Origin of the sequence: Gimesia panareensis (genome assembly GCF_007748155.1) — a bacterium.
GTDB classification, from domain to species: Bacteria; Planctomycetota; Planctomycetia; order Planctomycetales; family Planctomycetaceae; genus Gimesia; species Gimesia panareensis.
Window position 1 is genome coordinate 7,079,356 of the sequence record NZ_CP037421.1, and the last position, 14,077, is coordinate 7,093,432.

General features: G+C 51.2%; 11 protein-coding genes. 3 read left to right on the forward strand and 8 right to left on the reverse strand.

Annotated elements, in window-relative coordinates; genetic code table 11:
• Positions 1–163: 163 nt before the first annotated feature.
• From cobA to Enr10x_RS26585, 3 genes are all read right to left on the reverse strand, one after another.
• Entirely contained in the window at positions 164–1,687 is a 1,524-nt protein-coding gene (gene cobA / locus Enr10x_RS26575; protein ID WP_145452048.1) for a uroporphyrinogen-III C-methyltransferase, read from the reverse strand.
• 89 nt (positions 1,688–1,776) lie between these two features.
• Positions 1,777–3,018, reverse strand: a complete 1,242-nt coding sequence (locus Enr10x_RS26580; RefSeq protein ID WP_145114676.1) for a DUF1207 domain-containing protein — start codon at positions 3,016–3,018, stop codon at positions 1,777–1,779.
• 332 nt (positions 3,019–3,350) lie between these two features.
• Positions 3,351–3,869, reverse strand: coding sequence for a hypothetical protein (locus Enr10x_RS26585; RefSeq protein WP_145114678.1), 519 nt, complete (start codon positions 3,867–3,869; stop codon positions 3,351–3,353).
• A gap of 476 nt (positions 3,870–4,345) precedes the next feature.
• Between Enr10x_RS26585 and Enr10x_RS26590 the strand changes: the two genes are divergently transcribed.
• The 3 genes from Enr10x_RS26590 (at position 4,346) to Enr10x_RS26600 (ending at position 7,210) form a co-directional block, all read left to right on the forward strand.
• Positions 4,346–5,242 carry an ABC transporter permease gene (locus Enr10x_RS26590; RefSeq protein WP_145114680.1) on the forward strand — a complete coding sequence of 299 codons (897 nt, stop codon included), beginning with the start codon at positions 4,346–4,348 and terminating at the stop codon, positions 5,240–5,242.
• A 49-nt stretch (positions 5,243–5,291) separates the two neighbouring features.
• Positions 5,292–6,635: a Trk system potassium transporter TrkA gene (gene trkA, locus Enr10x_RS26595; protein ID WP_145114681.1), complete on the forward strand. Its 1,344-nt coding sequence runs from the start codon at positions 5,292–5,294 to the stop codon at positions 6,633–6,635.
• A gap of 170 nt (positions 6,636–6,805) precedes the next feature.
• On the forward strand, positions 6,806–7,210 hold the full coding sequence (locus tag Enr10x_RS26600; RefSeq protein ID WP_145114683.1) for a PilZ domain-containing protein: 405 nt from the start codon (positions 6,806–6,808) through the stop codon (positions 7,208–7,210).
• 20 nt (positions 7,211–7,230) lie between these two features.
• Here the strand turns inward: Enr10x_RS26600 and Enr10x_RS26605 are convergent, their stop codons facing one another.
• From Enr10x_RS26605 to Enr10x_RS26625, 5 genes are all read right to left on the reverse strand, one after another.
• A complete protein-coding gene (locus Enr10x_RS26605; RefSeq protein WP_145114685.1) occupies positions 7,231–7,983 on the reverse strand; it encodes an SDR family NAD(P)-dependent oxidoreductase in 753 nt (250 codons plus the stop codon).
• A gap of 186 nt (positions 7,984–8,169) precedes the next feature.
• Positions 8,170–10,275, reverse strand: a complete 2,106-nt coding sequence (locus tag Enr10x_RS26610; protein WP_197997382.1) for a DUF1549 and DUF1553 domain-containing protein — start codon at positions 10,273–10,275, stop codon at positions 8,170–8,172.
• A 34-nt stretch (positions 10,276–10,309) separates the two neighbouring features.
• The gene (locus Enr10x_RS26615; RefSeq protein ID WP_145114689.1) at positions 10,310–10,876 is read right to left on the reverse strand and encodes a sigma-70 family RNA polymerase sigma factor; all 567 of its coding nucleotides are present in this window, start codon (positions 10,874–10,876) and stop codon (positions 10,310–10,312) included.
• Between the two features lie 127 nt (positions 10,877–11,003).
• Positions 11,004–12,278, reverse strand: coding sequence for a DUF1501 domain-containing protein (locus Enr10x_RS26620; RefSeq protein ID WP_145114691.1), 1,275 nt, complete (start codon positions 12,276–12,278; stop codon positions 11,004–11,006).
• 64 nt (positions 12,279–12,342) lie between these two features.
• On the reverse strand, positions 12,343–13,989 hold the full coding sequence (locus Enr10x_RS26625; RefSeq protein WP_145114692.1) for a DUF1549 and DUF1553 domain-containing protein: 1,647 nt from the start codon (positions 13,987–13,989) through the stop codon (positions 12,343–12,345).
• Positions 13,990–14,077: the final 88 nt, after the last annotated feature.

Genomic DNA, 14,077 nt, shown 5'->3' on the forward strand with positions numbered 1-14,077 from the left:
AAGGTTAGCAACAGCATTTTCTGCCAGTTTCAGCTGGCAAATACCTTCAATTCGTGTTTCCTGGGTCGGCAATATCGCTGATCTTGGATTTCAGGTCAATAGCAACCTTTTTATCCGATTTAGGGCTGTGGGAAGAAAACAGTTACGTTGCAGGCTGAATTTCCTAAGGGGAGACACTCCGTTGAATCGCAGCAAAAATACCGTCCCAGTGGTACTCTTCCGCTTCCGCATCAACCGTCAGTCCTGCCTCGCTGGCAGCCTGAGTCGTCACGGGACTGATACTCACAAGCCGGGTTTTCCTGCCAAGCTGCTGGCGGGCCGCTTCCGTTAACAGTCGACTGAAGTTCCTGGCAATCGAAGGACTACTCAGTCCCACCCAGTCGATTACACCGGATTCCAGAAGTTTCAGACTCTCAGTATCCCAGGCAGACACATCATGATTTTCATAAACCACAATTTTCTCCACAGTGGCTGAGACTTCTGCTAATTCAGTCTGTAAAACTTCACGCCCCCGGTTTGCACCCGCCCAGAGAAGTTTTTGATCTTGGACCAGGGGCTTCAGGGCGGCTGCCAGCGCTTCAGCACGGTACTGATCGGGAATCAGATCTGCCCTTAGATGGAATCGCTGCAAAGCCTCGGCAGTCGAAGGCCCAATGGTAGCGATCCGCAAATGTGCAAGCTTCCTCGCATCAAAGCCGGTGTCCCAGAGGCGATTCAGGAAATAGTTCACACCATTGGCACTGGTAAAGACCAGCCATTGGTATTCTTCCAGCCGCGCGATGGCAGCATCCACTGGTGCCCAGTCTGCAGGTGCATCGATCTTGATCGTTGGTAATAGCACCGGCTGTGCCCCCAGCTCCAAGGCCCGTTTAATCTCGGTTTCTGACTGTTCCTCAGCGCGAGTGATCCCGATCTGCAGACCAAACAAAGGCTTTTGCTCGAACCAGGAAATCTGATCTCGCAGGGAAACGCAGTCGCCAATTACGATTAATGAAGGAGCTACCAGACCCGCTTGCCTGACCTGCTCGGGTAGCTTCGATAGCTGTCCCTGTACGGTTCTCTGAAACGGAGTCGTTCCCCGACTGATCACTGCAGCCGGCGTTTCACCTGCTTTTCCGGACTGAATCAGTGACTCCACGATCCGCTCGAGTTTATGAAGTCCCATATAAAACACGAGTGTACCGGGAAATTTCGCCAGCACGTCATAATCCAGAGCTGAGTCCGGCTTGGTGGGATCTTCGTGTCCGGTAATCAGAGCGACTGCAGAAGCGTGCGCACGATGCGTCACTGAGATACCCGCATAACCGGCGGCGGCTGTTGCAGCTGTGATTCCGGGCACGACTTCGTAATCAATTCCGGCATTGCGCAGGGCAACGGCTTCTTCACTGCCCCGCCCGAAAATAAAAGGGTCTCCCCCTTTCAGCCGAACAACGGTCTTCCCTTCCAGAGCAGCAGAAATCAAACGCTGGTTGATTTCATCCTGCTGGAGAACACGCCGATTTTTACAACCTTCAGAAACGCGGCAGGTTCGCTCCACTTCTGAAGAGACATGTTGCAGAATCAGAGGATTCACCAGTCCGTCATACAGGATCAGATCCGCCTTCTGCAGGCATTCGATCCCTTTTAACGTGATCAATCCCGGGTCACCCGGACCAGCGCCGACTAAGTAAACTTTCCCCCCTGCCATCAGTTCCGTTTCGCTCCAAAACTTCTAAATTCACGATATTCAACAGCCAGAGGGGTATTATAGCAGAGTCTGTTGAGATAGCGAGTTGCTTAGAAATCGTACCAGGTACCAAATCCGATCATCTGCTCGGAATTGTTATAGAACTGATATTGGATTGTCTTTCCATCGATATATTGCAGACCGATGCGAAACAGATGGTTATTCCGGTCGCCACGCCACTGCCAGCCCACCATCATACAGACGTTGCCACCCCAGTTGACTTCTTCACGTAAATAACCATTCACAGCCCAGAAGGGCGCTCCCTGGAATCCATTATGTTCGACGGGACTGAACTCGGCACCAAACTGTAGTTCCCAGGGTTCCGCTCCGCCATCGGTGTTGAAGGCATAGCCAATTTCCGCATACAGCCGTAAATCCGGATCTGGAAAATAACCTCCGCCCAGAACAAAGACATCCCGTACATAATTGATTCGCTGAAAACTGGGATTGCGTTTCATATACTCATCACCGGCGTGGGCACTGGTATGATAATAGGCAAACTTCGCCTGATAGGCTCCTCGCCTCCAGGTCAAAGGGACACCGACACGGAAATCAGCTGCCTCGAGATCCAGCTCCTCTTCCATATTCAGGCGGGGAGGCCCTGCACCTTCGAGATCCAGCTGCCAGCCCTCCAGAACATCGTCGTTCAGTGAACCGTAACGCAAGATCCCCACGCGGGCACCGGCTTCCAGCTCCAGCTGCCAGCCGATATCTTTTTCATGCAGAACCCCCATAGCCATGCGGGATTCTTTGGGACCTGCCAGATAAGATTTATAAAGCAGGTCTGTCGGCAGTACCGTCCAGCCCCAGCAGTTTTCCTGGCACAGCTGTTCGATAGATTCGGTATAAGTCTCCACGGATTCGGGCATTGTTTCCATTGTGGAATAGACAGGGTCCTCTGAGATCAGATCGGGACCGTAAACCGCTTCCGTTGATTGCACCTGTCGAATCTGTGTCGCAGAATTGCGCGAAGTGGGCCTGTCATGGGAATAAAGCGGGGGTAACCTTTCAGCGATTCCCCGGTTCCAGTTCGCAGGCTGGGCAGGTGCGGAATCGTGCAACGGAACCCCCAGTTGGACCGGGTTCGGAGACTGCGAAACATATTGCTTTTCCAGAAAAGCCTGTGCCTGGGTAGGAGCTGAGGGATGTTGTCGTTGCTGATTGACATGTGGTGAGGGAGCCAGAAAAGGCTTCCTGCCAGTTCCCTGCTGTGCATACAACTCAATGTGAGCAGCGCAGAACAGTAGCACCAGCACCATTTTCTGTACGGATGATGAATATATTAACCTCACCTGTGAGGCTCCTTAGGTGAACCTCAGCAGAAGATTGCTGAGACAGTATTGTAGTAATGAGTGAGAGAGGATCAGGAAATCTGAACTTTGAGAGAGGTGTTTCCAGACGAGATGATCTGGAGAGGTCGGCGAAGTATAGCGAGATTACCCGGGTCCGAAAAGACGAATTCAGCCCGGGAATCTGAGTCGTTTTCGGAAAGTCTGCTTCCGATTTATATCTACTAACTTGTTATTGAATCTAAACTTGCATTCCTACTAGACAATAAGTAGTTGACTTGCACTGCAAACGGACTTCGTAAGAATTTTCAGAAAAATGCAAGTCTCGCAACTGATTACTTGACATGTAGACTGTCTTGGTTGTTCAACTGCAGGACCTGTCCATGATGCAGGGTCTTCATCACTAAAACATCATCGTGAAAGAACCGCACCTGAGCCGTATAGTGGAATTCGTGCGACTCTCCGGCCCGCAGGCGATAGGGCCCCGTCCAGGGCATGGAAGGTCCCTTAAGTTCGTACAGGATGGGAGTCTTGGACCGGTTGACAATCTTTGTTGCAGGTGTTTGTGTCCCTTCCAGAATGGTGAAAAAGCAGGAATTATGAACCGGGTTTCTCTCCACAAACCAGTGATTTCGAACCTGATTCATCCACTCGGCCTGGATTTTTTCCTGGTCTTCCGTCAGTTGACCAAAGCGTTTGTATTCCTCCAGCAACAGCCTGGCAATCTTCGCCGACTCCGATTGCGGATAAAGACGAATCACTTTGGAAGCGATGCGTTTCTGCTGTGAGAGAACCAGTTTTTCTACCCCCTTCAGCAGTTCCTGAGCAGCCTCTTCCTGTTCCTGAGGGGTCATCTCAGTTTTCTCTGAATCAGGACCGAAGGGGTCTTTTTGTGCGAACGCAGCGGATGAAAGACTTGCAACGCCGATCAGCATGACCAGAACAAAGAATACAGAACGTTTGACAGATTGATTTATCGGGCAGGCGACCGGAGTCATGGATCTCACCTCGGCATTAGCATAACAGGTTTTAGAGCACGTACCGTAAATTTACCCGGTAAACCGGTAACAGGCCTTTTTCACTTACCAGAACGGGCTGATTTTTTGGGTAGATTCTGTCAGAAGGTGATTTTTTTTCCGTCAGAGGTGCTTTCCGTACATTCTTCACAAGCACATTATCCCAAATAAGTTAACAAACGAATTCAAATTCATGTTTCTGATCAGGTGGCCAGAGCAGACATCTCCGGGGAAATCGAATAAAATAGTCGGAACGAATTGAAACAGAAATTGTCCTTTGAGAATTTCGTTTTGTAAAGAAAGACCGTTTACCAATGGCCAGTAGCCCCCGCCCACAATATGGGCGTGTCTGGATCACCTTCCTCCGTAACTCTCTGATTCGTGAAATGACGTTTCGTGGCAATCTGCTGATCACGATTGTCACCCGTGGATTCTGGTTTGCGGCTCAGTTGATTCTATTTGATATCATCTACCGCAATGTTAATTCAATCAACGACTGGACACGTGAAGAGTACTTTGCCTTCATGGCCACGGGGATGCTGATCAACGCCATCGTCGAAACTTTCTTCATGCCCAATTGTGCCAACTTCAGCGAACTGATCCGCAACGGAAACCTGGACTTCGTGCTTCTCAAACCGATTGACACACAGTTCCTGGTTTCATTTGAAAAGGTCAATCTGGCCATGTTGAATCAGATTTTCCTGGCTGGGGCTCTGTTGATCTATTCGCTGGCAAAGACATCTCACCTGGAACCGGCTCTGTCCGTGCTGCAATACCAGTTCCAGGCAGGACAGTGGGGCTGGCTGTTCCATCTCTGCCTGCAGGGCACAGGGCAGATCCTGATGTACTGCCTGTTGCTGATGATCGGTGTGGCCTTCTTTTACAGCCTGATGATCGCCCTGGCCAGCAGCAGTATCTGGTTTGGACGCAATCAGGGCTTGTATGACTTCTGGTTCTATATTACCGTTTTCGCTCGTTATCCGCGCAGTATCTATAGCGGTTCACCAACGGGAGAAGTCCTGCAATTCGCCTTTTCGTACGTGATCCCGATCCTGCTGGTCGTCACCATACCTGCCAGACAGTTATTATCTAAAACGCTCGAACCATCCTGGATTACACTGGTCTCGATTTCCATTACCCTGGTTCTGCTGTATGTTTCGCGTTCCATTTTTAAATGGTCGCTGAACAGTTATCGCAGTGCCAGCAGTTGAGAGATCGTATCAGACAATCAGACTGAAACAGTTTTCTGTTGAGTGGAATATGAATATCGTCATCATGGGTGCAGGAACTGTGGGCACATTTGTTGCCGACACACTCTGTGCCGAACAACATAACGTTACCATCATCGACAAATCCCGACATGCTCTGGAGCAGATTGAAGATCGGGTCGACGTGCAGACCATCTGCGGCTCTGCCTGTGATTCCGCGATTCTCTTCCAGGCAGGCGTCCTTGGTGCAGATCTGTGCCTGGCGGTGACCAGCCTGGATGAAGTCAATATGGTGGGGGCCAGCCTGGCAAAAGCCATGGGGTCCAGACGGTGTGTCGCCCGTGTGTTCAATCATGCCTATCTGAATCTCAGCACGTTTGACTACCAGCGACATTTTAACATCGACCGGTTACTCAGTCTGGAACACCTGACCGCCCTGGAACTGGCAAAACAGATCGGGGAACCCGGTCTGTTCGCAGTAGAAAACTTCGCCCGGGGAGAAGTGGTGATTCAGGTCCTCGACGTACAATCGGGTGTTAAAGCCGACGGGGTTCTGCTCCGCAATCTGAAACTCCCCAGTGGCGTTCGTGTTGGCCTGATCTCCGACGGAAAGACCACTTCCATCGCTGGTGCAGACAATGTTATCCAGGCCGGCCAGATCGTCACACTGATCGGTACTCAGGAAAACATCGACAAAGTCCACCGCATGTTCCAGCATAAGCGCGCACTGAAATTCCGGGTGATCATTGCTGGAGGAGGAAACATCGGTTTTAACCTGGCTCGCATTCTGCAGAAAAAAGAATACTCTGTCACAATTCTCGAAGCTGATCCGGTACGTTGTGAATTTCTATCCCGGCACCTGGACTCAACCACCGTCCTGCACGCCGATGCGACACGCCGCACAGAAATGGAAGAAGCCCGCGTAGGGAAAGCCGATGTTTTCGTCGCTGCAACAGGGCGAGACGAAGATAACATTGTGTGTGGTGTAGAAGCCAAAGAACTGGGGGCGGACCGCATCATGAGCATCGTACGCCGCCCTGATTATGCCAATGTGCTGGAAAAACTGGGGATTGATGTGGCCGTCAGTCCGCGTGAAGTCATTACCCGCCAGATCATGGGAATGGTCCATTCCGGCCCTGTCATCAGCCACTCTGAAATCGGCGGGGGCAACTCAGTCATTCTCGAAGTGGAAGTCCGCAGGAATTCTCCCATCACGCAGGCCAAGCTGAAAGATATCAAATTGAAGCAGGCCCTGATCGCCGCAGTCGTGAAAGAGGACTGTGTCCGTGTTCCCGGTGCCGATGATCAGATCCAGGCCGGAGATACAGTCATACTGCTCTGTGAACAGGATAACCTGAATGAAAACCTGACGCTTTTTAAAACGGTTAAGCAGTAAAATCGCTACAGGCTGCCTTGTTGTGGTTTCCTGCAGAGATTCTCAAACTCTCTCACAGCCCACCTCAAAGTATGATCTATACTTCCTTTGCAGTGTTCTTATGCTTTATTCATCAATCACTCTGACTCAGATTGATTCTGTTTCCTGAATACAGACAGCGGGTTGCGTTCATGATCGATCGTAGAAAATCCAATAACCGGCGTTCCGGAGATGAACGTCGTAACTTTGAACGACTGGAAGCAGGCATCGAAGTCCGCCTGTTACGATCCGGCAGCAATTCGGGTCATGAACCACTGGAGGGAACAGTCTGCGATGTCTCGGTGGATGGCATTCGCATGCTGGTTGATATCCCGCTGACAATTGAAGAATCTCTGCTCGTGCAGGTTCATAGTGCAGGAGAGCATCTTTTCAATTCGACCGCCAAAGTCGTCTGGCAGAACCAGAATCCGTCAGGAAAATATGTGACCGGCTGTGAGCTCTGTGTCTTTCTGACAAACAAACAGTTTAAAACCCTGCGAGATTTTCTCGACAGCCAGGCACAGTCTGTTTCACTGTCACACAATCCACGCAGTTGAGAACTCAGAGCAGGCACGTTTCAGCCAATCGTGTAACCGCCGTCAACGACAATTTCCTGGCCCACGATATTTCGGGCTGCATCAGAAGCCAGAAAGACCGCGGTTTCCGCAATATCTTCTGGTTGGCCAAAGGAGCCGGAAATCAGACGACTGTTAATCTGATCTGCAACCCCTTTCAACTGTTCCTCATTCAGGCCAACCTGACTCCAGATGGGTGTGTCAATCGGCCCGGGCGCAATGGAATTGACGCGAATCCCCCGAGGTCCCAGTTCCGCTGCCAGAGTTTGCGACAACGATTTCACAGCAGCCTTGGAAGCAGAATAGGCTGCCAGTCCCGGAAAACCGACCTGAGTGAGAAAAGTCGTAATGAAGATGACTGAAGAGCCATGACTCAATTCAGGCAGAAACGTACGAACCGTCTGCAGGGCACCGTGAAAGTTCACGTCAAAGGTTTCCGCAATGGCTGCCCGTGAGGACGCTTCCAAGGGAATCACCCGCGCCAGCCCCGCATTAGGTACCAGGATATCCACGCGCCCGAATCGACGCTGGGTTGCTTCGGAGAGACGTTGCAGATCTTCCTCGCTGGTGACATCACCGTCCACCACCAGGGTGCGGGCAGGATAGCAGGCTTCCAGTTCCTCAAGCAACTCGCTGCGTCGGGCAAAAACAACTACTTTGGCCCCCTCATTCAGAAAGTGTTCTGAGATGGATCGTCCGATTCCACTACTCGCTCCAGTAACTACGGCAACTTTGTTAAACAGGCGATCGGTCATTGGCTTCCTCGTTGCATCGACGGGCTGACTCTATCTGTCTGGAAAACTCTCACCCGATCAGCCTGTTATGCAGCAGTTGCAGCATGACTGCCCCGAAGAGAACTGCAGCCGGCAAATCGGTCAAGAGGACGAACAGAGATCAGCTATATCAGGTCACTCGGCAGACCGCAAGCATCTGATCACAGCTTAGTGAATCAGAATGAACTCGTTCGAATTGAGGTATGCCCAATAGACGTCCTGATAACTCTGCTGCACAGCGATTTGAGGGGGAACCTTATGGGAGGTCAGAAAGCGAGTCCGTTCCTTGACCAGTCGTTTCAGTTCGCTCAGTTCCCGCGAGGTGGGATAGCGTGTCAGGGCAGCCAGACTCAATTTTTTGATGCGGGCATCAGGTGTGCGTTCTTTGAGCACAGATGCCAGGATCGTATCTTTCCGGTTAATGTCCAGGCTGTTCTCAACCAGGGGGCCATTCATCATCAGTAACGCCTGAGTGATTGTCCCGTCGAACGTCGTGGTTTCGTCGTTTTCCTCATTCTCATGAGTGTAGACAAACTGCTGCAGCCATTGATCCCGCTTCTGCATTTTCTTCCAGGCAGAATGGTAATCCGTCACGATCTCGGTCGGATTCGCGGTCACCTGCAGAGAATCGTAGAGCTGCTCTGCAGTCATCTGCTTGACATACATCCGGCTGAAATTGGGCGTGCTGCCATCATCGGGATCATCAGCGGAATTGTCTGCTGCAAATCGACTGCTCAGCCGATAGGCATCCGACAGACAGATCCACTGAATCAGCTGTTTGATATCATAGTCACTCTTGGTAAACTGCTGCGCCAATGCATCCAGCAGTTCCGGATGCGTGGGGGAATTGTGATACCCCATATCATCAATGGGCCGGGTGAATCCGTAGCCGAAGAAATGCGCCCACATCCGGTTGACCATCGCCCGGGACAGCTGATCGCTTTTGCCGGATGTCATCAGCTTCGCCAGTTCCTGGCGTCGATTCACATTCGGACCATCGGGAATTTTGACACCCGCAAATTTCGGATAAGCCGGTTGCATCAGCCCCTGGCGTGTCTCATAGAAAGTCGTTCCCCCTTTGGACAATGAAACCAGTGCCAGCTGGGGGGCTGCTTTCTCACCTTTCTTGTTCACCCGCTTTTTACGAACGATCTTCGTCTGCTTGAAAAAGCTGTTGATTTCCCAGAACTGACTTTGAGTCGCATCATTAAAGGGATGATTATGACACTGGGTACATTGAATCTGCGTGCCGAGAAACAGTCGGGTTGTAATCGCAGTCGCTGGTACCGCCTGATTATTTAAATGAGCCAGCAGGAAATTGGTAGCGCCGTTGGAATCTGCATCTCCCTCCGCCGAGACGAGATCGAATACGATATCATTCCACGGCCGGTTTTCTCCAAAACTCTGTACCAGGAAATCCTGCAAGGCACGTCGATTAATCTCGCGTGAAGTCGAACGGCCAATCAACAGGCGGGTCCAGATGGTTGACCAGTTTGTCACATACGACGGATTCTCCAGTAGATCCTGAACCAGACGCTGGTGTTTGTCCGGCTTAGTCGACTTCAGAAAACGTTCTGCTTCGGCGGTCGTCGGAATACGACCGATCACATCCAGGTAAACGCGCCTGACCCACTCTGCATCAGTAGCGGCGGGGGAAGGTGAAATGTTAGCTGCCTGCCAGCCGTCCTGAATCCTGTGATTGATGAATCTGACAATCGCTTCGTCAGACGCATCCGCGGGGAGTTTTTCAACTGGCGGCAACACTCTCGGCTTAGCTGCAATAAGAGGTTGGTCTGAAGCCTGTGTGACAGTTCCATCCTGATGCAACCGCAGGACTGGATGTTGAGATGACTCAAACGGTGGGCGTCGTTCCAGTCCGTTTTCAGTGACAATCGCCTCTGTAGAAGGATTGGGAGACTCGGTAGCCGGCGTCTGTTCATTAACGGCCAGTTGAGGTGCGGTGGAGGGTCCTCGAAATACATACCAGACCACAACCACCAACCCCAGAACTGCAGTCGCTGCCAGCCCGGCCCGGGACAACGATCTGCGACGAACCTGAGCAGTGGGCTGCTTCAGCACCGGCAGTTCTGCATCAGAAGCGGGGGATGCGACAGCCAGCTCAGCGTCTGAGCTGAGTGCCTGATCCCAGTAAAGAGTTCCATGCAGGTGAGCATAATTCAGATAGTACTGCATTGCATCCGGATCGGAGAGAACGATTTCTTCCAGCCGCTGCTGCTCCTCAGCAGACAGACGCTCCTCGCACAATGCTTCCATAAGCAAAGAAAGTTCAGCTAATTTTACTTCCTGTTTACTCATGACTATACGACTCAGCTGCGATATAACGATTTATGCATTCAAATAAAGTACGTCTGACACGTCCCAGAGACTGATAGACCGAGTTCACCGGTCGCCCCAGATCATCCGCCAGGTCTTTACCCTGGTTATTTCCCTGGTAACGTCTCTGAATTAATTCACGATCTTTCTTACGTAATTTTGCCAGACAGAATGTCAGCGCATTCCGTCTCAGTTCGAACAGGTCCTGATTCTCTTTGACTGCCTCGGCAACCTGCGAGACAAATTCATCGCTGAATTGATGTTTGTCGCGTCCCCGTTTTTTCCGGTATTTCAGGATTTCGTAATGTGCAATCTGACATGCCCAGGCAAAAAAATTGGTCCCGACTTCAAACTGTTGTGATTTCTTCCAGATCACCAGGTTCGTGTTCTGGAGAATCTCTTCTGCTTCCAGTGGATGGGGGATCATCGAAAGAATATACAGATAGATCCGTCTCTGGTGCCGGGTAAACAGCGAGATAAATTCCCGACTTTCCTCCGATGTCGTATCAGGAAAAGCAGGTTGATCAGTCGAACTCGTCAATGGATTTCCCATTCATTTACATCGATGTCAGTTTGCACACTCCAGCAGATCTGAGACTAAAACAGCGGAAGCCCCTTCGAGCATCCGCTGTTTCATGGCTTCATTCAGCTGATCATCTGACTGAGAACTAACCGATCAGTTCTTTGATCGGGGTTCCGCCATTGGCCAGCTTCATCGGACGACCACGTTTTGAGGTGTGCACGATATCTAGTGGAATACCCAGAGAGTGAGCCACAGTCGCCCAGAGGTCACCAGGCAGATAGCTCTTACCTTCAATACCGATTCCATCGCTGTCGGTTTTCCCGATCGCCTGGCCGTTCTTCAGTCCGCCACCACCGATCATGGCAGTCCAACTGGCTGCCCAGTGATCGCGACCGACGTTCTGGTTAATCCGAGGAGTACGACCAAATTCGCCCATACAGACAATGGTTACGTCATCCAGCATACCACGCTGTTTCAGGTCGGTTACCAGTGCAGAGATCCCTTTATCCAGCTGCGGCAGGTTTTGATTCTTCAGCGAATCAAATACGCCCTGGTGCAGGTCCCAGCTGCCGACCGAAGCAGAAACTTCGACGAAAGGCACACCAACTTCCACCAGACGACGAGCCAGCATCAGTCCCTGACCAAAGTTACCGTCACCATAGGCTTCTTTCAGAGCCGCTGGTTCCTGATCCACTTTGAAAGCCTCCATCTGACTGGAAGTCATCAGGTTGACTGCTTTCTTGTAGATGTCCTTGTGGGAGTTTGCTGAGTCACCGCGTTTGGATTTAATGAATCCGGATTCGAGTACCTGCAACATATCCAGCCGCTGTCCCAGACGCTGCTTTTCAGCCGTGTTGATGTCTGCGTTCTGAATCGTTCCGTTGCTGGAAACGACAAACGGTGAGTGAGCCATTCCCAGGAACCCTGCGCTTCCCCGGCTGCCACCGATGGAGATGAACGAGGGAATATCCAGCTCTTTACGGCGGGATCCCAGTTCATAGCTGACAACCGAACCGAAAGTAGGATGCACTACGGTGGGATTAGGCACATAGGCTGAGTGCATGTAGTAAGTACCACGGGCATGGTCAGCTTCACGAGTACTCATGGAGCGGATCAGAGACAGATTGTCCATGATCTGAGCCGTCTTGGGCATATGCTCTGAGATCTGCATATCTCCCTTTGTGCTGATCGGCTTGAATTCACCCCCATTTTTGGAACCTGGTTTGAGGTCCCAGATGTCAATGGTGGGAGGTCCACCCGGCATCCAGATCAGAATACAGGCTTTCTGCTGCTTTTTGACCTGTGCTGCGTTTGCTTCCAGATGGGAAAGGAAGCCCATGGTCGGAATCGCGGTAGCTGCACCGGCGACGTGCTTCATAAAGTGCCGACGCGTCATTCCGTAGGGATTCAAAATAGTCATGATTGTGGCCTTTTTAAAATTAAGTGTTTTGTTTGTTTCTTTGTATTTAGCACGACGCTGTTGTTTAGTGATTGAAGATAAATTCGTTGGAGTTCAGGAGAGCCCAGTAGAGGTCCTGGTAGGCAGCCAACTTGTTCGGAGACCGGGCAATCAGTCTCTGAGCAGTTGTGATTTCACGCCGGTCAGGATAACGGCTCAGAGTCGAGAGGAACATCTTACGAATCTTAGCCTGGTCGTTCCCCTTCTCCAGCAGCATCTGATTCAGATAGCTGCCGCTGTCTGCACTGATGGCATTCTTCGTCAGTTCTCCGTTCATCATCATCAGAGCCTGAGGGATGGTGCCGTTGAATGTAGTGGCATCATCGCCTGAGTCAGTATCAAAGGCAACCATGAACTGACGCATCCACTGACGACGCTGCTGTTCGGCCCGTTCCCAGTTAGACTGGCCGGACTTGTGAGCCCCGGTAGCGACAATCAGTGAATCATACAGCTGCTCGGCAGTCATGTTCTTGACATACATATGCGAGAACAGAGGAGTCTCACCCCGTTCAGGGCTGTCAATATCGTTCTTACCGCCGTACTGACTGGTCAGGTTGTACGCTTCGCTGTTACAAATCCAGCGTGCAAGCTGTTTGAGGTCATAATCTTTTTTGACCAGTTCTTCGGCCATTTTGTTTAACAGCTCGGGATGTGAAGCCGGGTTGTGCGGCCCCATGTCATCAACGGGACGGGTAAAACCGTATCCCATGAAGTAACCCCACATGCGGTTCACAATCGCAGAAGCGATCAGCGGCCGATCCCCCTGCACGATCAACTTGGAAAACTCCTTGCGACGTTCAACACCAGAATCAGGGCTGACCTTCACATCATTGAAGATCGGGTAGGCAACCTGCATCAGACCGGAACGTTTTTCGTAGTAAACCGGACCATCGAAGCCGGTAGCAACGATTTCCGAATAATCGTCGACCTGTCGACCGGTTTTCGGATCGGTCTTACGATGGTTGACCCGTCGCATCTGACGGAAGAAACTGTTGTATTCCCAGAACTGATTCTGTTTCCAGTCGTTGAACGGATGGTTGTGACACTGAGTACACTGCACCTGGATTCCCAGAAACAGGCGTGTGGTCGCTGCAGTGACCTGCACTGCTTCATCATTATTCTGCATCTGAGCCAGCAGGTAGTTGACGGCTCCGTTCTCTTCAAAATGCCCTTCCGCAGTCACGAGATCCTGAACGATATCATTCCAGGGGCGATTTTTGGCAAACGCCTCTCGCAAGAACTTCTGCATCCCATTGCGGCTCACCCGTCGTGGAGTACGACGACCGATGAGCAGGTTCGTCCAGACATTCGTAAAGTTCTGCACATAGCCGGGATCGTCCAGCAACTGATCAATGACCTTAGATCGTTTGGCAGGATCACGATCTTTGACAAATTTTTCAACCGTTTCTGCGGAAGGGATTTGACCAATCAGATCCAGGTGTACTCGACGAATCCACTCTTCATCGGAAGCCACGGGAGAGGGCTCGACTTCGTTGTCTTCCCAACCCTGGCGAATCCGCTGGTTGATAAAGTCGATAAATGGATCAAAACTCCCTGTAGAAAATGCCTTCGCTCTGCTTTCCGGACCGGCCGCTTTCACAGCAGGCACCAGAGTGCTGACACAAATGACAAATGTGAAAACAACACTGAGTTGTTTAGAAAAACGACGCATTTTCGAGTTCTCCACTGTTTTGAAAAATGAGAGACTGAAGACGGTACAGCGCACGCACTGGTATTGCTGAGCCCTACCAAATTGCGAA

Coding starts and splice junctions, on each gene's coding strand:
- cobA (WP_145452048.1), bottom strand. CDS start 1,687: ATGGCAGGGGGGAAAGTTTACTTAGTCGGCGCTGGTCCGGGTGACCCG.
- Enr10x_RS26585 (WP_145114678.1), bottom strand. CDS start 3,869: ATGACCCCTCAGGAACAGGAAGAGGCTGCTCAGGAACTGCTGAAGGGG.
- Enr10x_RS26590 (WP_145114680.1), top strand. CDS start 4,346: ATGGCCAGTAGCCCCCGCCCACAATATGGGCGTGTCTGGATCACCTTC.
- trkA (WP_145114681.1), top strand. CDS start 5,292: ATGAATATCGTCATCATGGGTGCAGGAACTGTGGGCACATTTGTTGCC.
- Enr10x_RS26600 (WP_145114683.1), top strand. CDS start 6,806: ATGATCGATCGTAGAAAATCCAATAACCGGCGTTCCGGAGATGAACGT.
- Enr10x_RS26605 (WP_145114685.1), bottom strand. CDS start 7,983: ATGACCGATCGCCTGTTTAACAAAGTTGCCGTAGTTACTGGAGCGAGT.
- Enr10x_RS26610 (WP_197997382.1), bottom strand. CDS start 10,275: ATGGAAGCATTGTGCGAGGAGCGTCTGTCTGCTGAGGAGCAGCAGCGG.
- Enr10x_RS26620 (WP_145114691.1), bottom strand. CDS start 12,278: ATGACTATTTTGAATCCCTACGGAATGACGCGTCGGCACTTTATGAAG.
- Enr10x_RS26625 (WP_145114692.1), bottom strand. CDS start 13,989: ATGCGTCGTTTTTCTAAACAACTCAGTGTTGTTTTCACATTTGTCATT.